This window comes from Pseudonocardia sp. (assembly GCF_029263155.1).
Classification (GTDB): Bacteria; Actinomycetota; Actinomycetes; order Mycobacteriales; family Pseudonocardiaceae; genus Pseudonocardia.
Window position 1 is genome coordinate 1 of record NZ_JAJCYB010000012.1, and the last position, 19,264, is coordinate 19,264.

The window sequence follows — 19,264 nt, forward strand, 5'->3', positions numbered from 1 at the left end:
GCCCCCCACCGGGGCCCGACCGGAGAACCAGCAGTGGAAGAGCCGGACAGACCGGCAGCTCAACCACGACCTTCTCCCACCAACCCACCCAGAAGATCAACCAGCGCGTAACGCGAACTGCGGCGGTGGATCCAGGCTCAGCGCTCCGGCAGCCGCATGTTCTCCAGCCGCCGGATCCGCTCCTCCATCGGCGGGTGGGTGGCGAACAACCGCGCCATCTGCTCCCCCGCCCGGAACGGGTTGGCGATCATCAGGTGCGACTGCGCCGTGAGCTGCGGGTCCGGGGGCAGCGGGGCGAGCTGGGTGCCGGCGGCCAGCTTGCGCAGAGCCGACGCCAGTGCCAGCGGGTCGCCGGTCATCGCGGCACCCGAGGCGTCGGCCTGGAACTCCCGCGAGCGGCTCACCGCCATCTGCACGAGCCCGGCCGCGACCGGTCCGAGCAGCGCGATGAGGATCAGCGCGATCGGGTTGGGGCGCTCGTCGTCGCCCCCGCCGAACAGCCCGGCGAACATGGCCATGTTCGCCAGGAAGCTCACCATCGTGGCCAGCGCGCCGGCGACGGAGGAGATGAGGATGTCGCGGTTGTAGACGTGCGACAACTCGTGGCCGAGCACCGCCCGCAGCTCGCGCTCGTCGAGCAGTTCGAGCAGGCCGGTGGTGGCACAGACGGCGGCGTGCCGGGGGCTGCGACCGGTGGCGAACGCGTTCGGCGCGGCGGTGGGCGAGATGTAGAGGCGCGGCATCGGCTGGCGGGCGGCGCGGGAGAGCTCGCGCACGATCCGGTACATGGCCGGGTGCTCGGGCTCGGTGACAGGGCGCGCGTGCATGGCGCGCAGAGCGACCTTGTCGGAGTTGAAGTACGCGTAACCGTTGATCGCCAGCGCCGCGACGACCGCGACCACCAGGCCGATACGGCCGAAGAACGACCCGACGAGCAGCACGAGTCCGCTCATCCCACCGAGCAGCAGCGCGGTCTTGAGGCCGTTCATGCCGAGGTCCGTTCCTTCCCACTTCCCTTGCGACTTCAACGAGCCACGAGGGGGTGGTGTTCCGGAACCCCGTTGACGTTGACGCGGCGTCAACCCGCAGGCTCGCCTGCGTGATCACCCTGGACACGGACGGCTACCTGCTGCTGCCCGACCTCCTCGATGCCGCCGCCCTCGCCGGGGTCCGCGCGGCGATGCAGGACGTCCTGGACCGGGACGGGCCCCGCGGACCGGGCGGCACCCTGCACGTCGACGACCTGAGCGGCCCCGCCGTGGAGGCGGTGTGGACGGCGCCGGACCTGGTGGCGGCCGTCGAGCACGTCCTCGGGCCCGGCCCGGGACGGGGGGCGCTGCACGTCCGCGCCCCGCACCCGGGCTTCGGCGCGCAGGCGCTGCACGCCGACTTCGCCGGCCCGCCCCCGCCCGAACCGCAGGTGGCCGTGGCGATCGTGGCGCTCGTCGACGTGGCGGAGGACGGCGGCGCGACGCGCGTCGTCCCGGGCACCCACGTCTGGAACCGCTCCGCACCGGGCGACACCGTCGACCGCACCTGGCCGGGCGAGCGGCGCATCGCGTTGCGCGCGGGATCGGCGGTGGTCCTCAACGGGCACCTGTGGCACTCCGGTACGCGCAACCGGTCGACCGTGCGCCGCGACGCCCTGCAGGTCACCTGGCGGCGCGTGACCGCGCTTGCGAGGTCACCATCCAGCACAGCACCGCCGGACACGGCGGCGACGAGCGCGAGCGAGGAGATGGCGTGACCGAGCAGGAGGCCTTCGAGCTGCTGCTCGCGCGCGAGTTCGAGGACCCGGGGTACTTCGCCGTGCACCACCTCACGGTGGCCGCCTACCGGCTGGAACATCCCGGGGACAGCAGCGACCACGCACTGGCCGTGCTGCTCAGCGTGGTGCGCGCCGCGATCGACGGGGGGCTGGACGGGCCGGCGCTGCGCAAGCACAACACGTGGGCCTCCGGGCGGCTGCGCGAGCATCCTCCCGGTCGGATCCCGCGCCCCGTGGGCCGAGCGGCGACGCGCGTGACCGACGTGGCCCGGGCCCGGGACGCCGCCGAGCACTGCGCGCTGGTGCGGCGCTGGGCCGCGGAGGTGTGGGAGGTGTGGTGGCCCGTCGCCGACGCCGTGCTGCCGGGCTGACCCGGTCTCGCGCGCGCAATCGGGTCTCGCGCGCCCCCGGGGCCGCGCGAGACCCCGGAACGCGCGCGAACCGCCTCACCAGCCGCGCAGGTCGACCGACCAGGTGTCGAGCACGTGCTCGCCGCGGACGACGTGCATGCGCTCGTGCATCGCCACGGTCGGGTCGACGTGTGCGGGCAGCACCCGGATCCGGTCGCCGACGACCAACGGTTCCCCGGGCGCGAACGTGAGGTGCTCGTCGGAGCAGAACCAGACCTGCGCGCCCGGCACGGTGGGGTTGCCGTGGTCCATGCCCAGCGCCTTGAGGCCCACGTCGGCGACGGCCCAGCCGGGCATCTCGCCGGACGGCGCCGTCACCGACACGACGGTCGCCAGCACGCTCAGCGCCTGCCGGAACGGCAGCCCCGCGGCGGTGTAGGCGGTGTCCATGAGCGCGTACGAGCCCGCCTGGACCTCGGTGACCCAGGTGTTGAGCGCGTAGGTGCCGGTGCCGCCGCCGGACACGATGTCCCCGCCGACGTCGGCGTGCGCCGCGAGCAGCCGCGCCATGCACTCCTCGGTGAGCCGGGCGCGCTCGGCGACGTCGTCGAGCATCATCAGGTGGCCCTCGTAGCCCATGACGCCGCGGACGGTCAGCCCGGCGGCGCGGGCCCGGTCGGCGAGCGCTCCGGCGACGGAGGGGGCGATCCCGCAGCGCGGGAGCCCGACGTTGACGTCGACCAGCACCTCCCGCACCCCGCCGGCGACGGCGGCCGCGAGGGTCTGCGGCGAGTCGATCGCCACGGTGACGCGGGCGTCGAGGGCGCCGAGCCGGCGCGCGTCGAGCACCTCGTTGGCCAGCAGCAGGTCCTCGCCCAGCCCGGCCGCGGCCATCCCCTCGACCTCCCGGATCGTGGCGCAGGTGAACCCGGGGTGACTGGCCGCGGCCTGGCGGGCCGCGAGCGCGGTGCTCTTGTGCGCCTTGACATGCGGGCGCAGCCGTGGGCCGGGCAGGGCCGCGGCCATGTCGGCGATGTTGGCCTCCAGCGCGTCGGCGTCGACGAGCAGTGCGGGCGTGGTCAGATCGGTGGTGTTCATGTGGTCATCCGAGCACCCGGTCGAGGTAGGGGTTGGTGAAGCGGCGGTCGGGGTCGAGCCGGTCGCGCAGGGCCACGAACGCGTCGAAGCCCGGGTAGAGCGGGCGCAGGTCGGCCGCGGTGCGCGTGTGCAGCTTGCCCCAGTGCGGCCGACCGTCCAGCGCGGTCATGACGTCCTCGACGGCCCCGAAGTACGCCTCGTGCGGGTGCCCGCGCTGGACGTGCACGGCGAGGTAGGCACTGTCGCGGCCGGACGCGGTGGACAGCGGGATGTCGTCGGCGGCGGCGACACGCACCTCCACCGGGAAGGTGACGGCGCGGGCGTGCCGGGTGGCCGCGGCGCGCAGGCCGGCGAACGCCTCATGGACGGCCTCCCGCGGCACGGCGTACTCCATCTCCAGGAACCGCACGCGGCGCGGACTGGTGAAGACCCGGTAGGAGCGCGCGACGTGCTCGGGTGCCGCGAACTGTTCGGCCGCCAGCCGGTTGATCCGCGGGACGAGCCGGGGCAGCGCGGTCCCGAGCCGGCAGACGGCGCCGAACGCGGCGTTGCCGACGACCTCGTCGCCCACCCACCCCGCGACCCGTCCGCGCACCGGCCCCGCCGCCGCGGTGCGGTTGTTGCACTTGGTGATGGCCAGGTCGGTGTGCGGGAACCAGTAGAACTCGAAGTGGTCGTTGCCGGACGCGTACGCGTCGAGGTCGGCCAGCACCCGGTCCACCGGCGCCGTCGCCTCGACCGCGTGCAGCCGGAACGCGGGCACCGTCGCGAGCGTGACGTCCACCAGCACGCCGAGCGCGCCCAACCCGATCCGGGCGGCGGCGAACACCTCGGCGTGCTCGGCGGGCGAGCAGCGCCGCAGCGACCCGTCGGCGGTGACCAGGTCCAGCGCCCGCACCTGTGCGGCGATCCCGCGGTGCGCGGAGCCCGTGCCGTGGGTGCCGGTGGAGATCGCGCCCGCGACCGTCTGCGCGTCGATGTCACCGAGGTTGGGCAGGGCCCGGCCGCGGTCCCACAGCCACGCGTTGAGCGCGCGCAGCGACAGCCCGGCCGGCACCGTGACCATGTCGCCGTGCAGGCGCATCCGGTCCGGGTCGGCCGGTGCCACGAGCGCGACGTCGCGGGCCGCCGCGATCGCGGTGAACGAGTGTCCCGAGCCGACCGCGGTGACCCGCAGGCCGTCGCGCGCGGCGGCCCGCACGGCGTCGACGACGTCACCCGCGTCCCGGGCCCGCACCGTCCGCACCGGGTCGGCATGCTGGTTACCCGCCCAGTTCCGCCAGGTCACGGGCTCGATCCGCCCAGGAGGCCGCGGCGTGATCGGGACCGGCGGCCCGCACCCCGCGAGGTCACGAACCGCCGGCGAAGGGGCGGGGCGCGACGCCTGCCGCCTGCGCCGCGGCCACGTCCTCCGGCCGGCCGTGTCGCACGAAGTGGTCGGCGGGCACCACGACGAGCAGCCCCGACGCGGTGCCGGCCACCGGCCCGTCCACCGCGCCGAGATGCGCCGTGCCGCTCACCCGGACCTTGCGCCCGGCCCGGGAGTCGATGCGCGAGCGCACGAACAGCGCGGTGCCGATGGGCACCGGCGCCCGGAACTCGGTGGTCAGGCTGGCGGTGACGGCCGGTTCCTGCAGGAACGCCTGCAGCGCGCCGAGCGCCTCGTCGAACACCGCAGCCACGATCCCGCCGTGGGCGATCCCGGGGGCGCCCTGGTGCTCGGCGGCGAGCGTCACGACCGACTCCAGAGTGAGCGCGTCGACCACCCGGAACCGCATCCGCAGCCCGCCCGGCAGGCGACCGCACGCGAAACAGCCCGCGTAGTGCTCGGGCAACTCGGCGCCCAGGGGCGGGGCGTCGGGTGCGGGACGAGATCGGTGGACGGAGCGGCCATCCCCGGACGGTAGCCCGCGGACCCGGGGTGACGGACGTGACGGCGCGCACCCGGCCCCGGACCGGCAGGATGCGCGCCATGGCCGACATCGAAGTCCGCAGAGCGACCACCGACGGCGTCGCCGTGCTGACCCTGTCCTACCCCGCCCGCCGCAACGCGATGAACCTGGAGCTCTCGGGGCTGCTGAGCGCCGCCGTCGAGGCGGCCGTCGCCGACCCGTCCGTCGGCGCCGTCGTCGTGACCGGGGAGGATCCCGGCTTCTGCGCGGGCGGGGACCTCGGCGAGCTCGCCACGGCCGACCCGGCCACGCTCAAGGCCGTCTACGCCGGGTTCCTCGCCATCGCCGCCTGCCCGCTGCCGACGATCGCCGCCGTCAACGGGGCGGCCGTCGGCGCCGGGCTGAACCTGGCGCTGGCCGCCGACGTGCGCCTGGCCGGGCCGAGGGCGAGGTTCGACGCCCGCTTCCTGCCGCTGGGCATCCACCCGGGCGGCGGCTACACGTGGATGGCGCAGCGGGTACTCGGCCCGCAGGCCGCGGCGGCGCTGACGCTGTTCGGCGAGGTCGTCGACGCGCAGGAGGCGCAGCGCATCGGCCTGGTGCACCGGACCGTCGACGACGTGGTCGCCGCCGCGGTCGAGATGGGCGCCCGGGCCGCGGCCGTGCCGCGCGGGCTCACCGTGACCACCAAGGCGACGCTGCGCCTGACCTCGGCCATGGCCTCGCACGCCGACGCCGTGGAGGTGGAGGTGCGGGCCCAGGCCGAGTCGGCGCGCTCGGAGGACTTCCGCACCCGGCTGGCCGAACTGCAGCGGAAGATCAGCAGTTCCGCCTGAACGAACGGACAGGTGTGACATCGGCCGGGGTACGAGGACACTGACGTGAACAGGGAGTTAACCTCGACCGAGTCCACCCCCGCGCCCCCGGCCATGAGGACGAGCCCGCACCATGACTGTCAAGATCGATGACGGAGCCGTAGCCGGACCCGATGTGATCGAGCGGGACCGGGTCGTCATCCGGTTCGCGGGCGACTCGGGCGACGGCATGCAGCTCACCGGGGACCGGTTCACCTCCGAGACCGCCGCCTTCGGCAACGACCTGTCCACGCTGCCGAACTTCCCGGCCGAGATCCGGGCACCCGCAGGCACGCTGCCCGGGGTGTCGTCGTTCCAGCTGCACTTCGCGAACTACGACATCCTCACGCCGGGTGACCGCCCCGACGTGCTGGTCACGATGAACCCGGCCGCGCTCAAGGCCAACATCGCCGACCTGCCCGCGGGTGGCGTGCTCATCGTCAACACCGACGAGTTCACCAAGCGCAACCTGACCAAGGTCGGGTACGACGCGAACCCGCTCGAGGACGGCTCGCTGGAGCAGTACGCGGTGCACCCGGTCGCGATGGCCACCCTGACCAAGGGTGCGCTGGAGGAGACCGGGCTGAGCAAGAAGGACGCCGAGCGCGCGAAGAACATGTTCGCGCTCGGGCTGCTGTCGTGGATGTACCACCGGCCGCACGAGGGCACGGAGCGGTTCCTGCGGGAGAAGTTCGCGCGCCGCCCCGACCTGGCCGAGGCCAACATCCTGGCGTTCCGGGCCGGGCACGCCTACGGCGAGACCACCGAGGCGTTCGCCGTCACCTACGAGGTGAAGCCCGCGCCCCTGCCGCCCGGCACCTACCGGCAGATCACCGGCAACACCGCGCTCGCCTACGGGCTGGTCGCGGCCGGGCACACCACCGGGCTGCCGGTCTTCCTCGGCTCCTACCCGATCACCCCGGCGTCGGACATCCTGCACGAGCTGTCCAAGCACAAGTCGTTCGACGTGACCACGTTCCAGGCCGAGGACGAGATCTCGGGGGTCGGCGCGGCACTGGGTGCGTCGTTCGGCGGAGCGCTGGGGGTGACCACCACCAGCGGGCCCGGGGTGTCGCTGAAGTCGGAGACGGTGGGTCTCGCGGTGGCGCTGGAGCTGCCGCTGATCGTCGTCGACGTGCAGCGCGGCGGCCCATCCACCGGCCTGCCGACCAAGACCGAGCAGGCCGACCTGCTGCAGGCCATGTACGGCCGCAACGGTGAGTCACCGCTCCCGGTGATCGCCCCGCAGTCCCCCGGCGACTGCTTCCGGGCCGCGCTGGAGGCCGCGGAGATCGCGGTGCGCTACCGCACCCCGGTGATGCTGCTGTCCGACGGGTCGCTGGCCAACGGCTCCGAGCCGTGGCGGGTGCCGTCGGTCGAGGACCTCACGCCGGTCGACCCCCGGTTCGCCACCGCTCCGAACGCGCCGGACGGCACGGGAGAGTTCTGGCCCTACCTGCGCGACGACGAGACCCTGGCCCGCCCGTGGGCCATCCCGGGCACGCCCGGCCTGGAGCACCGCATCGGCGGGCTGGAGAAGGCCGACGGCCGCGGCTCGATCTCCTACGACCCCGCCAACCACGACCGCATGGTGCGGCTGCGCGCGGCGAAGGTCGAGGGCATCACGGTGCCCGACGTCGAGGTCGACGACCCGAACGGTGACGCCGAACTGCTCGTGCTGGGCTGGGGTTCGACCTACGGCCCGATCGGCGCGGGCTGCCGGCGCGTCCGCGCGATGGGCCACTCGGTGGCCCAGGCCCACCTGCGCAACCTCAACCCGATGCCGGCCAATCTCGGCGAGGTACTGGGCAACTACCGCACGGTGCTGATCCCCGAGATGAACCTCGGCCAGCTGGTGCTGCTGCTGCGCGCCCGCTACCTCGTCGACGCGAAGAGCTACACGAACGTCACCGGCCTGCCGTTCAAGGCCGAGGAACTGCAGGACCTGTTCCTGGACTACCTCAATGGGGTGCTCGCATGACCGCCGACGTACTTCTTCCCGCGGAGGCGAAGAGATGACCGCGCTCGATCTCGGACTGCCCTCGATCGGCGGCCTCGACGGCGTCCCGACCACCGAGGACAAGCAGACCGCCAAGGACTTCACCTCCGACCAGGAGGTGCGCTGGTGCCCGGGCTGCGGCGACTACGCCGTGCTGGCCGCGGTCCGCCAGTTCCTGCCCACGCTGGGGATCCGGCGCGAGAACACGGTGTTCGTGTCCGGGATCGGCTGCTCGTCGCGGTTCCCGTACTACCTCAACACCTACGGCCTGCACTCGATCCACGGCCGCGCCCCGACCATCGCCACCGGGCTCACGGTCACCCGTCCCGACCTGTCGGTGTGGGTCGTCACCGGCGACGGCGACGCGCTGTCGATCGGCGGCAACCACCTGATCCACGCGTTGCGCCGCAACGTCAACCTCAAGATCCTGCTGTTCAACAACCGGATCTACGGCCTGACGAAGGGCCAGTACTCGCCCACATCCGAGGTCGGGAAGGTCACCAAGTCCACCCCGATGGGCTCGGTCGACCACCCCTTCAACCCGATCTCGCTGGCGCTGGGCGCGGAGGCCACGTTCGTCGGCCGCGCCCTGGACTCCGACCGCAAGGGCCTCACCGCCGTGCTCGGGGCGGCCGCGGCCCACCGCGGCAGCGCGCTCGTCGAGATCTTCCAGGACTGCCCGATCTTCAACGACGGGGCCTTCGACATCCTGCGCAAGGGCGACGAGGCCGCCGAACGCCTGATCCCGGTCACCGACGGCGAGCCGATCCGCTTCGGGCCGGTCGGCGACGACGGTCTCGGCAGCTACGCGGTGGTGCAGCAGGGCTTCGGGCTGCGCGTGGCCAAGGCCGACGAGGTCGACGCGGAGCAGATCGTCACCCACGACGCCGGAGACCACGCCCTCGCGTTCGCGCTGTCGCGGCTGTCGGACCAGGACCTCATGCACACCGTCACCGGCATCTTCCGCAACGTCGACCGCACCACCTACGACGACGCCACCCGCGCCCAGGTCGACGCCGCCCGGCAGGGCGCCGCGACCGCGGGCGGACCCGACCTGCAGGCGCTGCTCAACGGGCGCGACACCTGGACCGTCGTCGGCTGACACCGCTGCCCGGGCCGGGGCCACTGATCGTCACCGTGGCCAAACCCCGCCTCCGGTACTACCGTGACGCCCGGCTCGGGGATCGGTCGCACGGTGGGGGTGCAGGCGTGGTTCGCGGACGATCGGGTGCCCGATGACCCGGACGATCACCCCCGGCACCCGGATCGGCGACTTCGTCGTCGACGCGCTCATCGGCACCGGCGGCATGGGACAGGTCTACCGCGCGCACCAGGCGGGCATCGACCGACCCGTCGCGCTCAAGGTGCTCACCCCCGCGCTGGCCGCCGACCCCGACTTCGTGGCCCGGTTCCGGCGCGAGGCCACGCTGATGCGCGACCTCGAGCACCCGTCGGTCCTCACCGTGTACGCGGCCGGTCAGGACGCGGGTGTCGTCTACCTCGCCACCCGGCTGGTCGTCGGCCCGACACTGCAGCAGGCCCTCGCCGCAGGACCGATGGCGACGGGCCCGGCGCTGCACATCCTGCGCGCGGTCGCCGACGCGCTCGACCACGCCCACAGCCACGGAGTGCTCCACCGCGACATCAAGCCGGCCAACATCCTGCTGGACCGCGACGGCCGTCCGTTCGTCGCCGACTTCGGCATCTCCAAGGAGATCGGCGACACCGGCGCGACCGTCACCGGCCAGTACCTCGGCACCCCGCGGTACATGGCGCCCGAGCAGGCCGGAGGGACCGGCGCCATCGGGCACCGGGCCGACCTGTACTCCCTGGCCTGCGTGGCGTTCGAGATGCTCACCGGCAGCGCGCCCTTCACCGAGGCCGACACCGTGCCGCTGCTCGTCGCGCACGCCACCCGTCCGGCCCCCCGCGCCACCGACGTCGCCCCGTCGCTGCCCGTCGCGGTCGACGCGGTGTTCGCCCGCGGGCTGGCCAAGTCGCCCACCGAGCGATATCCCTCGGCCACGATGTTCGTCGATGCGCTCGCCCAGGCGCTGGCGGGCCCGGCGCCCGCGGGTCCGGGCGTCGCGGCGCCACCGGCCCGGTCCGCGGGGCGGCGCGCGGCGCTCGTCGGGGCTGCGGTCGCCACGCTGATCGTCCTGGTCCTGGTGGTCGCGTTGCTGGTCCGACCGTCCCCCGCCGACGACGCGGCCGCCGCGGACGACGCGGCCGCGCCCACGTCGACCGTGACGTTCGCCCCGGCGCCGACGTTCACCCCGCCCACCTTCGGCCCGGCACCCGCCGCCCTGTCCGGCGTGGCGCGCGGGGAGGTCGTCTACGAGGCGGCGATGGACGGCACGCCGGGCGGGTTCACCGTCAAGCCCTCGACCGAGCCGGACTCGTCCCGCGAGGACATCCGGTACGTCCCCGGGGCGCTGGAGCTGGAGTCCCTCGCCCCCGGGGCCGACACCTACACCGAGCTCGACGTGGACGGCGTCACCGTCTATCTCGGGGAGATGGACCTGGCGGTCCGTCCGGGTTCGGCGGTCGAGCTGTGCTGGAGCCTGCGCTGGGCCGTCCCGGGCGAGCTGTCGAACTTCTGGTGCCTGGACACCGCCACCGAGTCGGCGGTGTTCAGCGTGTTCCGGCGGGGCGAGGGCAAGGAGCCGATCGGCGAGCCGGTCCGCATCGACGGGGTGCAGTCCGGGCGGGTCGTCCGCCTCGCCGTCCTCGTGCGGGAGGAGCAGCTGTCCATGTACATCGACGACCGGCTGGTCGCCGATGTCGTCAACGACGAGGTGCCGGTGTCGGGCACCATCCCCGGAATCGAGCTGGAGGCGCCCGACGGCGCCGGGCTGGTCCGCATCCAGGCGTTGCGGATCACCGCGCTGCGCTGAGTTCGGGCCGGTCGGGGGACGCCTGGTCGAACCGTCCGAGAGGCCGTGCGGCGGGGCGGTGACACCGACCGACCTCCGTCACGATCGACGAGCGCACCCCGCCGGCCCGACGGCCGTGCCGTGCAGTCACGCGCGGTCGTCGGGGCCGGGCTGGCGCGGGATGTCCGGCGGCTCGCGGCGGGCGACCCCCAGCAGGTCCAGCGCACCGCTGGCCCGCGTGCCCACCCGGGGTACCGGCGGCATCCCGAGGGTGGTGCCGTCCAGCGCGGACAGGGCCGGGTCGACCGCGGGCCCGGACGGCATCTCGGGCTGCGGCCGCCGCTGCGGGAGGTCCGGTCCGGGTCCGGGCTCGTGCGGTGGGACCGAACGTCCGGGGTACCCGGCCATCGGCCGTTGCCGGGGCCGCACGAACAGCAGCCACGTGACGCCTGCGCCGAGCAGGAACGCCACCGCGCACAGCACCCACACCTGGGCCAGCAACCAGGCCACGGAGTCCTCCTAGCGGATCTCGATGTCCACGCGGCGGCTCGCCGCGCGGGTGTCCAGTGGCTCCGCCGCGCCGCGGCCGACGGCGGTGATGCGCCCGCGTGGCACGCCCGCGGCCACCAGCGCGTCGGCGACGACGGCCGCCCGCCGCTCGGAGAGCTCCTGTGCCGCCTCGGGCCGCCCCGGCGTGTCGGCGACGTGCCCCTCGACGGTGACCGGGTCGTCGCCGGCCCGCAGCAGGGCCGCGATCCGGTCCACCGCCTCGGCGGGCGCGCCCTCCAGTTCCGCGCTGTCCGGGGCGAAGGTGACGGGGGTGGCCGCCAGTACCGCGGCGACCTCGACACCCGTCCCGGAGGCTCGGCCCGGTGCGACGTCGCCCGGCGCGGCCGGTTCGGGGTCCGCGGCGGCGGGCGTCGACACCACCGACGCGACCTCCGCCGCGCGCACGCCGTCGACCGCCGTGACCGCGGCGAGCGCCGCTCCTTCCGCCCCGGCGGGCACGTCGACCAGCCGGACGTCGCGACCGGCGACGAGCGTGCCCACCTCGGTGAGGCCCGCGGCGTCGAGAGCCGCCTCGGTACGCAGACTCAGGTCGTCGGCGAGCTGCGGGCCCGGCCACAGCACGGCGATCGCGGCCAGCGCGGCGGGTACGGTCACCAGCGCCACTGCCCACAGGGCCACACGGGTGCGGCGATCGGCCATCGGCCCTCCGGCCCTCCGGATGCGGTGACACCGAGCGCGGTGGGCGTCGGCGATGAGAGATCGTCTCAGTGCGAGACGCCGCGCGTCGACCCTCAGTTCTACGCTGACCGGTTGTGACCACCCCCACCGGAGCCGCCGGACTCGGTGCCGCGCCCGTCGTGGCGCGCTGGGGCACCGGCCATCCCTCGGCGCCGCTGGTGGTGACGCTGCACGGCGGCGGCGCGAGCGAGGCCTCGATGATCGAGCTCGCGCCCTGGCTGCCGCCCGGTCCGGTGGCCTACGCCGCGGTGCGTGGCCCGATCGAGGACGGCAGCGGCTTCAGATGGTTCGTCGACGGCGCCGGGCTCGCCACGACCATGCGGTGGTTCCTGGACTGGCTCGACACCGAGGGCGACCCCGCCCGCCCGGTGATCCTGCTGGGCTTCGCCGACGGCGCCGCGCTGGCCGGCGCGCTGCTGCTGGCCGAGCCGGAGCGCTGGGCGGGCGGCGTGCTGCTGCACGGCGAGCTGCCCGCCGACGTCCCGGCCGACCGGGCACGGCTCTCCGGCATCCCGGTGTTCCTGGCCCACGACGGTGACGGCCCCACGCACGACTACCTGGTGTCGCGCAGCGGCGCACCGGTGCGGGCCGAGAGCGTGCCCGGTGGGGACCGGCTCGACGGCCGGATCGTCGGCGAGGTCGGGACCTGGCTGACCGAACGCCTGGACTTCCTGCGCCGCCACGGCGAGAACCCGCTCGCCGACGGTGATGAGCCGGGCTGGCCGACCGTCCCCGGCGGCCGGCTCCCCGATCGCGGCACCGCCGACGGGGCGCCGCGGCGCGACGAGCTGCTGGCCCGGATCTCGTCGCTGGAGGGCCTGCGGCCCGGCACGCTGACCCTGGACCGGAGCACCACCTCCGGTCCCGACGAGGCGTTCCTCGACCCGGCCACGGGCGAGCTCGCCCGCGTCGACGACGTCCTGCACCTGGCCCTGCCCACCGCGCTCGCCTACGACGCGCTGGCCAAGGGCTGGGCCGTACCCGATCCCCTGGCCGGCGTGCGGGTGGCGGCCGGTCGGGTGCGGGTGTTCCTGCCGCGCGACGCGGCCGAGCTCGACGTCGTCACCGGCGTCGCCGCGGCCGCTCACGGCAACGCGTGCACGCCCGCCCCCTGACCGCGATCCCCTATTCCCCGGGCCGGCAGGCCGGGAAATCCCCCTGGTCCCCCGGCGCCGCGTCCCGGGCCCCCGGACGGCTCGGCGCAGAGACGGGGCTCACACCCGATCCCCGCCGCGGCACGGCGACCTACCGTTTCTCCACCGGGAGGAGATGAGTTCCCGGCCCCACCACACGTCGGATCGGGCAGCGGCAGCGCCCGGCACCGGACCGCAGGGAAAGGAGCGCACCATGACCACCACCGCCACGGACCCCGTCAGTCAACGGGACCGTTCCGTCCTCCGCGCCGTCCACGCCGGACGCTGCGAGGTCTCCGGGACCGGCACCGTCCTGCTCGTCGTCGACGGCGTCGGATGCTGCGACCAGTTCCTCGGATGGCGTCTCGTCCGCGCCGGGCTGATCGATTCGCCCGGGCCCGCACCCGCTCCCGCCCGGCTCACGGCCTCGGGCCGCGCCGCGCTCGCGGCGGCGTGACATGGACGCCCGACTCGCTGCAGCGCGGCCCCTCACCCGCGCCGACCGCTGCGACCGTTGCTCGGCCGCGGCCCGGATCCGGGCCACCGTGGCGGCCGGGGAGCTGCTGTTCTGCGGGCACCACGTCCGCGCCCACCTCGACCGCCTGCTGGCCGCCGGAGCCGAGCTGCACCCGCCCCCGGAACGAGGGCTGCTCGACTGGTGACCAGCGTCACCGGCGCGGGCGGGACCTCCGGGTGTTCTGATGGTCCGGTGGTGGCGACGGCGCTGGACGGGCGGGGGGTCGCGGCCGCCATCGGGGCCTACTCGATGTGGGGGCTCTTCCCCGCCTTCTGGCCGCTGCTCGCGCCCGCCGCGCCGATCGAGGTGCTGGCCCACCGCATCGCCTGGACCGCCGTGCTGATGGCCGCCGTGCTCTCACTGGCCCGCGGCTGGGGCGAGCTGCGCAGGCTGGCGCCCCGCGGCTGGGCCATGGTCACCGCCGCCGGCCTGCTGATCACCGTGAACTGGGGCCTCTACATCTACGCGGTGTTCACCGGCCAGGTGGTGGAGGCCGCGCTCGGGTACTTCATCAGCCCGCTGGTGAGCGTGCTGCTCGGCGTCCTCGTCCTGCGGGAGCGGCTGCGTCCCGCCCAGTGGACGGCGGTGGCCGTCGCGACCGTCGCCGTGGTGGTGATCGCCGTCGAGAGCGGACGTCCGCCGTGGCTGGCGCTCGTGCTCGCCGGGTCGTTCGGGCTCTACGGCCTGATCAAGAGCACCGTGCCGCTGACGGCCACCGCGAGCCTCACCGCCGAGGGCCTCGTGCTCGGCCCGCTCGCGCTGGGCGTCATCGGCGTGTTCGAGCTCACCGGGACCGGCACGATGAGCGGGTTCGGGATCGGGCACCTGTTGCTGCTGATCGCCGCCGGGCCGGTGACGGCCCTGCCCCTGCTGCTCTACGGCGCCGCGGCCCGCCGGGTGCCGCTGAGCACGATCGGGATCCTCATGTACCTCAACCCGACGCTGCAGTTCCTGTGGGGCGTGCTCGTCGTCGGCGAGGAGATGGCCCCGACCCGCTGGATCGGGTTCGTGCTGGTGTGGGTGGCGCTGGTGATCTTCACCGCCGACCTGGTCCGCGCGGCCCGCACCGCACGCCCGGTGCCGGTCCCCGTCGCGCCGTAGGCGGCCGCCCGGACCGCAGCGTGAGGTGTTCGGTCGTGCCGAGGACACGAAGCGCTCGCGCTCCCGTCCGGTTGGCGCCTGCGGTGTGGGCCGGGGCGGAGGCCGAGCTGGCCGCGAAGGCCTCGGTGCACACCCCCTCGGAGCTCGCGGCGTGGGGTGTCGCGCTGGTCGAGGCCCTGGACGCGGACGGGTGGTGCGGATCCGGCCGTCAGGCGGTGCGCTCGACCATGTAGTTCGTGAGGGTCGTCAGGGCGTCGGCGGCAGGGCAGGCCGGCAGCCGCTCCAGCTCGCGCTGGGCCTCCTTCGCCTGCGCCGCCAGCACCTCCCGCGCCCGGGCGATGCCGTCGCCGCGCCGCAGGAGCTCCAGCGCCTCCGCGACCTCGGCATCGTCGGTGATCGGATCGGCCAGCAGTACCCGCAGGCGGTCGGCGTCCGGACCGGTGCCCTGCAGCGCGAACAGCATCGGCAGCGTGTGGACCCCCTCGCGCAGGTCGGTGCCCGGCGTCTTGCCGGAGTCCTCCGACGCCGAGGCGATGTCGATGATGTCGTCGGAGATCTGGAAGGCCGCACCGACCACCGCGCCGAAGCGGTGCAACGCCTCCACCTGCTCCGGGGTACAGCCGCCGAACATGCCGCCGTAGCGACCGGACGTGGCGATCAGCGAGCCGGTCTTCTCCGCGATCACCGACAGGTAGTGGTCGACCGGGTCCTCGTCGGGCTGCGGGCCGCGGGTCTCGCGCATCTGGCCGGTGACGAGCTCGGCGAACGTCTCCGCGATGATCCGGACCGCGTCCGGCCCGAGATCGGCCACCAGACGCGAGGCGTGGGCGAACAGGAAGTCGCCCGTGAGGATGGCGACCGTGTTGTCCCAGCGGTGGTTGGCGCTCTCCGCGCCGCGGCGCATCGTGGCCGAGTCCATGACGTCGTCGTGGTAGAGGGTGGCGAGGTGGATCAGCTCGACGACGGCCGCCGCCGTGACGACCGCGTCGGACTGGGGTTGCGGCCCCATCTGCGCACCGAGCAGCGTGAACAGCGGTCGGAACCGCTTCCCGCCGGCCTCGATGAGGTGCAGCGAGGTCTCGGTGACGAACCGGTGGTCGCTGCGCACCTCGCGCCGCAGCAGCGCCTCGACCCGTTCCAGCCCGGCCGCCGTGGCCGTGGCCAGATCCGCGTCCCCCAGTTCGACGCCCGCCACCTCGTAGTTGCTCACACCCGCTAGCTTACGAACCCGCCACCGGCGGCCCACTCCAAGGCCAGCGTCGGCACGATCCCGAGCAGCAACGTGAGCAGGACGCCCAGGGTGATGGCCGCGGTGGTGAACGCGCCGGGAACGGTGACGGTCGGGCCGTCGGCGGCCGGTTCGCTGAAGAACATCAGCACGATCACGCGGGCGTAGAAGAACGCCGCGACCGCGCTGGCGATCAGCGCGATCACCACCAGCGGCACCATCCCGTCGGCGGAGGCGGCGGCGAACACCGCGAACTTCGCGGTGAAACCACTGGTCAACGGGATACCCGCGAGTCCGAGTAGCAGGAACGCCATCGTGTACGCCACGAGCGGCGACCGCTTCGCCAGCCCCGCCCACTGCGACAGGTGCGACGCCTCGCCGTCGGCGTCACGCACCAGGCTGATCACCCCGAAGACCGCGAGGGTGTTGAAGCCGTAGGCCAGCAGGTAGAACATCGTGCCCGAGAGGCCCTCCGGCGTGATCGCCATCGCACCGAGCAGCAGGAACCCGGCGTGCGCCACCGACGAGTACGCGATCATGCGCTTGACGTCGGTCTGCGTGAGACCGATCACCGCGCCGATCACCATGGACGCGATCGCGACGGCCCACAGCACGCCGCGCCACTCCCAGCGGGTGTCCCCGAACGCGACGAAGAACACGCGCAGGATCGCGCCGAACGCCGCGACCTTCGTGCACGCCGCCATGAACGCGGTGACCGGGGTGGGCGCGCCCTGGTAGACGTCCGGAGTCCAGGTGTGGAACGGGCCGACCGAGGCCTTGAACATCAGGCCGACGACCAGCAGCGCGAGCCCGCCGAACAGCAGCGCGTCCGAGCGGGCCGAGCCGACCGACGCCTCGGCGATCTCGGTGAAGCGCACCGACCCGGCGTAGCCGTAGATCAACGCCAGGCCGTAGAGGAAGAACGCCGAGGCGAACGCGCCGAGCAGGAAGTACTTGACCGCCGCCTCCTGCGACAGCAGCCTGCGCCGGCGCGCCAGCCCGCACATCAGGTACAGCGGCAGCGAGAGCACCTCGAGCGCGATGAACATCGTCAGCAGGTCGTTCGCCGAGACGAACGCCATCATGCCGCCGAGGGCGAAGAACGTGAACGGGAAGACCTCGGTCTGCATGGTCGGCGCCTGGTCCGGCGAGCCGTAGTCACGCTCCTCGGGGCCCGCCCCGGTACCGTCGCCACCACCGCCCGCCGCCGCCCGCGCGACCGCCGACGGGATGAACGCGCCGCCGGGTTCCACCGACCGGTCGGCGATGAGCAGGACGCTGCCCAGCCCGAGCGCGAGCAGCGTGCCCCACAGGAACAGGGTCGGCCGGTCGACCGCCAGCGCCCCGGCGAGCGTGGTGACGCCCTCCGGGCTCGCCGATCCGGCGTAGAGGCCCAGCGAGAGCCCGGCCGCCCCGAGACCGACGACCGACAGCGCCACCTGCGCGGGCCAGCGCTGGTGCCGCGGCAGGAACGCCTCGACCAGCACGCCCACGCAGGCGACACCCAGCACGATCAGCAGCGGCATGATCGCCACGTAGTCGATCGGCGGCACCTGGATGTCCTGCGCCAGGTTCACCTGGGCCAGATTGACCTGGGCGAGATTCATCGGACCAGCCCCTCCACCGGGTCGGCGAGACCGACCTCGGACAGCGTGTCGATCACCGACGGGGTGATGACGTCGAGCACCGGCCCGGGGAAGAACCCGAGCACGAGGATGAGCACGATCAGCGGCGTGAGCACGGCGATCTCGCGCTTGCCGAGATCCGGGAACCCGGACGGCTCGCGGGCGGCCTCGACGGCGGGATCGAGCATGGTGCCCGGGCCGCCCTTCGCTCCGACGGCGGCGAGCACCGCGGCGCCGCGCACCGGGCCCTGCATGACCTGCTGGTAGACCCACAGCACGTACAGCGCGGCGAAGATGATCCCGACCGTGGCCAGGATCGTGTACACCGGCTGGCGCGGGTAGGAGCCGACGAGCACGAGGAACTCGCTGATGAACGAGTTGGTGCCCGGCAGCGCCAGCGACGAGAGCCCGGCGATGAGCATCGAACCGGCCAGCAGCGGCGCGAGCTTGTGCACGCCGCCGTAGTCACCGATCAGCCGCGACCCGCCGCGCGCGATCAGCAGGCCGACCACGATGAAGAGCATCCCGGTCGAGATGCCGTGGTTGACCATGTACAGCGTGGCGCCCGCGAAGGCCTGGCTGGAGAACGAGAAGATCCCCAGTGCGATGAACCCGAAGTGCGCGATCGAGGTGTAGGCCACGAAGCGCTTCATGTCGGTCTGGCCGACGGCGAGCAGCGCGCCGTAGAGCACGCCGATCACGGCGAGCGTCAGCACCAGCGGGGCGAGACGCTGGCTGGCCAGCGGGAACAGCGGCAGGCAGTAGCGCAGGAAGCCGAACGTGCCCACCTTGTCCAGCACGCCGACGAGCAGCACGACCGCCCCGACCGGGGCCTCGGCGCCCGCGTCGGGCAGCCAGGTGTGGAACGGCACCAGCGGCGCCTTGATCGCGAAGGCGAGGAAGAAGCCGAGGAACAGCCAGACCTGCGTGGTCTCGTCGACGCCCGCCGCCATCCGCTGCAGCTCGACCCAGGTGAACGTCCCGGCGCCCAGCTCCTCGCCGGACACCACGAACAGCCCGATCACCGACGCGAGCATGATCAGCCCGCCGAGCAGCGAGTAGAGGAAGAACTTCACCGCGGCGTACTGGCGACGGGGACCGCCGAAGCGTCCGATCATGAAGTACATCGGGACCAGCATGGCCTCGAAGAACACGTAGAACAGGAAGACGTCGGTGGCCACGAACACGCCGACGAGCAGGCCCTGCGTGGCCAGCAGCAGCGCGAAGAACCCGGCCGCGGTGCGACCCTCGGGAAGGTGCTCCTCCCACGAGAACAGCATCACGATCGGCACGAGCACCGCGATCAGCGCGAGCATCACCAGCGCGATGCCGTCGATGCCCAGCGCGAACGACGTGCCGAACGCGGGGATCCACGGCACCGAGAACTCGAGGGCGAACCGGCTGTCCGTGTCGGCCCCGACGTAGGCGAACCAGGTGACGGCCGTGAGCACCAGCGACGCGATCGAGAAGCCGAACGCCACCAGCTTGGCGAGCCCCGGGTTCCCCCCGAGCGGTGCCACCGCCAGCGCCCCCACCAGCGGGAGCACCAGCAGGACCAGCAACAGGACGTTCATG

The 19,264-nt window shown here is 73.7% G+C and carries 20 protein-coding genes; 11 read left to right on the top strand and 9 right to left on the bottom strand.

Translation table 11 applies throughout. From position 1 onward, the window contains the following. Positions 1-137 precede the first annotated feature (137 nt). Positions 138-989 (bottom strand): zinc metalloprotease HtpX, encoded by an 852-nt coding sequence (gene htpX, locus Q1K26_RS01625; protein WP_300007297.1) that lies wholly within the window; start codon positions 987-989, stop codon positions 138-140. 110 nt (positions 990-1,099) lie between these two features. On the opposite strand from htpX, the gene Q1K26_RS01630 reads away from it, so the two are divergent. Together Q1K26_RS01630 and Q1K26_RS01635 are read left to right on the top strand one after the other, a co-directional pair. Further along, positions 1,100-1,747 (top strand): phytanoyl-CoA dioxygenase family protein, encoded by a 648-nt coding sequence (locus Q1K26_RS01630; protein ID WP_300007299.1) that lies wholly within the window; start codon positions 1,100-1,102, stop codon positions 1,745-1,747. Next, positions 1,744-2,139, top strand: a complete 396-nt coding sequence (locus tag Q1K26_RS01635; RefSeq protein ID WP_300007302.1) for a DUF5946 family protein — start codon at positions 1,744-1,746, stop codon at positions 2,137-2,139. Before Q1K26_RS01630 ends, Q1K26_RS01635 begins: the two co-directional genes overlap by 4 nt. 75 nt (positions 2,140-2,214) lie before the next feature. On the opposite strand, the gene Q1K26_RS01640 is transcribed toward Q1K26_RS01635, so the two are convergent. The 3 genes from Q1K26_RS01640 to Q1K26_RS01650 form a co-directional block, all read right to left on the bottom strand. After that, positions 2,215-3,216, bottom strand: a complete 1,002-nt coding sequence (locus Q1K26_RS01640; RefSeq protein WP_300007305.1) for an alanine racemase — start codon at positions 3,214-3,216, stop codon at positions 2,215-2,217. A gap of 4 nt (positions 3,217-3,220) precedes the next feature. Further along, positions 3,221-4,504, bottom strand: coding sequence for a D-arabinono-1,4-lactone oxidase (locus Q1K26_RS01645; RefSeq protein WP_300007307.1), 1,284 nt, complete (start codon positions 4,502-4,504; stop codon positions 3,221-3,223). A 61-nt stretch (positions 4,505-4,565) separates the two neighbouring features. Next, complete coding sequence (locus Q1K26_RS01650) at positions 4,566-5,051, bottom strand: PaaI family thioesterase (RefSeq protein WP_300007309.1); 486 nt, start codon at positions 5,049-5,051, stop codon at positions 4,566-4,568. A 137-nt stretch (positions 5,052-5,188) separates the two neighbouring features. Here Q1K26_RS01650 and Q1K26_RS01655 point away from each other — a divergent pair, with 137 nt between their 5' ends. The 4 genes from Q1K26_RS01655 to Q1K26_RS01670 all read left to right on the top strand — a co-directional run bounded on the left by Q1K26_RS01655 (position 5,189) and on the right by Q1K26_RS01670 (position 10,858). Beyond that, positions 5,189-5,944, top strand: a complete 756-nt coding sequence (locus Q1K26_RS01655) for an enoyl-CoA hydratase (protein ID WP_300007311.1) — start codon at positions 5,189-5,191, stop codon at positions 5,942-5,944. Between the two features lie 112 nt (positions 5,945-6,056). After that, positions 6,057-7,943: a 2-oxoacid:acceptor oxidoreductase subunit alpha gene (locus Q1K26_RS01660; RefSeq protein ID WP_300007312.1), complete on the top strand. Its 1,887-nt coding sequence runs from the start codon at positions 6,057-6,059 to the stop codon at positions 7,941-7,943. Positions 7,944-7,977: 34 nt separating this feature from the next. Further along, entirely contained in the window at positions 7,978-9,063 is a 1,086-nt protein-coding gene (locus tag Q1K26_RS01665; RefSeq protein ID WP_300007314.1) for a 2-oxoacid:ferredoxin oxidoreductase subunit beta, read from the top strand. A 133-nt stretch (positions 9,064-9,196) separates the two neighbouring features. Continuing rightward, entirely contained in the window at positions 9,197-10,858 is a 1,662-nt protein-coding gene (locus Q1K26_RS01670; RefSeq protein ID WP_300007316.1) for a serine/threonine-protein kinase, read from the top strand. Positions 10,859-10,984: 126 nt separating this feature from the next. Here the strand turns inward: Q1K26_RS01670 and Q1K26_RS01675 are convergent, their stop codons facing one another. Then, positions 10,985-11,347, bottom strand: a complete 363-nt coding sequence (locus tag Q1K26_RS01675) for a hypothetical protein (RefSeq protein WP_300007318.1) — start codon at positions 11,345-11,347, stop codon at positions 10,985-10,987. A gap of 9 nt (positions 11,348-11,356) precedes the next feature. Continuing rightward, positions 11,357-12,046: an OmpA family protein gene (locus tag Q1K26_RS01680; protein ID WP_300007320.1), complete on the bottom strand. Its 690-nt coding sequence runs from the start codon at positions 12,044-12,046 to the stop codon at positions 11,357-11,359. 113 nt (positions 12,047-12,159) lie between these two features. On the opposite strand from Q1K26_RS01680, the gene Q1K26_RS01685 reads away from it, so the two are divergent. From Q1K26_RS01685 to Q1K26_RS01705, 5 genes are all read left to right on the top strand, one after another. Continuing rightward, on the top strand, positions 12,160-13,200 hold the full coding sequence (locus Q1K26_RS01685; RefSeq protein WP_300007322.1) for a phospholipase: 1,041 nt from the start codon (positions 12,160-12,162) through the stop codon (positions 13,198-13,200). Between the two features lie 232 nt (positions 13,201-13,432). Further along, entirely contained in the window at positions 13,433-13,675 is a 243-nt protein-coding gene (locus Q1K26_RS01690) for a hypothetical protein (RefSeq protein ID WP_300007324.1), read from the top strand. 1 nt (position 13,676) lies between these two features. Further along, a complete protein-coding gene (locus Q1K26_RS01695; RefSeq protein ID WP_300007327.1) occupies positions 13,677-13,880 on the top strand; it encodes a hypothetical protein in 204 nt (67 codons plus the stop codon). 50 nt (positions 13,881-13,930) lie between these two features. Beyond that, entirely contained in the window at positions 13,931-14,836 is a 906-nt protein-coding gene (rarD, locus tag Q1K26_RS01700; RefSeq protein WP_300007329.1) for an EamA family transporter RarD, read from the top strand. A 35-nt stretch (positions 14,837-14,871) separates the two neighbouring features. Further along, positions 14,872-15,069, top strand: a complete 198-nt coding sequence (locus Q1K26_RS01705; protein WP_300007331.1) for a hypothetical protein — start codon at positions 14,872-14,874, stop codon at positions 15,067-15,069. Here Q1K26_RS01705 and Q1K26_RS01710 read toward each other — a convergent pair. From Q1K26_RS01710 to Q1K26_RS01720, 3 genes are read right to left on the bottom strand one after another with little or no spacing between them, the layout of a single operon-like run. Next, positions 15,045-16,046: a polyprenyl synthetase family protein gene (locus Q1K26_RS01710; protein WP_300007332.1), complete on the bottom strand. Its 1,002-nt coding sequence runs from the start codon at positions 16,044-16,046 to the stop codon at positions 15,045-15,047. The two genes, Q1K26_RS01705 and Q1K26_RS01710, sit on opposite strands and share 25 nt — an antisense overlap. 5 nt (positions 16,047-16,051) lie before the next feature. Next, positions 16,052-17,671 carry an NADH-quinone oxidoreductase subunit NuoN gene (gene nuoN, locus Q1K26_RS01715; RefSeq protein WP_300007334.1) on the bottom strand — a complete coding sequence of 540 codons (1,620 nt, stop codon included), beginning with the start codon at positions 17,669-17,671 and terminating at the stop codon, positions 16,052-16,054. Further along, complete coding sequence (locus tag Q1K26_RS01720) at positions 17,668-19,263, bottom strand: NADH-quinone oxidoreductase subunit M (protein ID WP_300007336.1); 1,596 nt, start codon at positions 19,261-19,263, stop codon at positions 17,668-17,670. Before Q1K26_RS01720 ends, nuoN begins: the two co-directional genes overlap by 4 nt. Between the last annotated feature and the right edge of the window lies 1 nt (position 19,264).

Bases quoted from the DNA above. Each gene is read 5' to 3' on its own strand.
- Q1K26_RS01720 (WP_300007336.1), bottom strand. From the start codon at position 19,263: ATGAACGTCCTGTTGCTGGTCCTGCTGGTGCTCCCGCTGGTGGGGGCG.
- htpX (WP_300007297.1), bottom strand. From the start codon at position 989: ATGAACGGCCTCAAGACCGCGCTGCTGCTCGGTGGGATGAGCGGACTC.
- Q1K26_RS01655 (WP_300007311.1), top strand. From the start codon at position 5,189: ATGGCCGACATCGAAGTCCGCAGAGCGACCACCGACGGCGTCGCCGTG.
- Q1K26_RS01640 (WP_300007305.1), bottom strand. From the start codon at position 3,216: ATGAACACCACCGATCTGACCACGCCCGCACTGCTCGTCGACGCCGAC.
- Q1K26_RS01665 (WP_300007314.1), top strand. From the start codon at position 7,978: ATGACCGCGCTCGATCTCGGACTGCCCTCGATCGGCGGCCTCGACGGC.
- Q1K26_RS01680 (WP_300007320.1), bottom strand. From the start codon at position 12,046: ATGGCCGATCGCCGCACCCGTGTGGCCCTGTGGGCAGTGGCGCTGGTG.
- Q1K26_RS01695 (WP_300007327.1), top strand. From the start codon at position 13,677: ATGGACGCCCGACTCGCTGCAGCGCGGCCCCTCACCCGCGCCGACCGC.
- nuoN (WP_300007334.1), bottom strand. From the start codon at position 17,671: ATGAATCTCGCCCAGGTCAATCTGGCCCAGGTGAACCTGGCGCAGGAC.
- Q1K26_RS01660 (WP_300007312.1), top strand. From the start codon at position 6,057: ATGACTGTCAAGATCGATGACGGAGCCGTAGCCGGACCCGATGTGATC.
- Q1K26_RS01690 (WP_300007324.1), top strand. From the start codon at position 13,433: ATGACCACCACCGCCACGGACCCCGTCAGTCAACGGGACCGTTCCGTC.
- Q1K26_RS01670 (WP_300007316.1), top strand. From the start codon at position 9,197: ATGACCCGGACGATCACCCCCGGCACCCGGATCGGCGACTTCGTCGTC.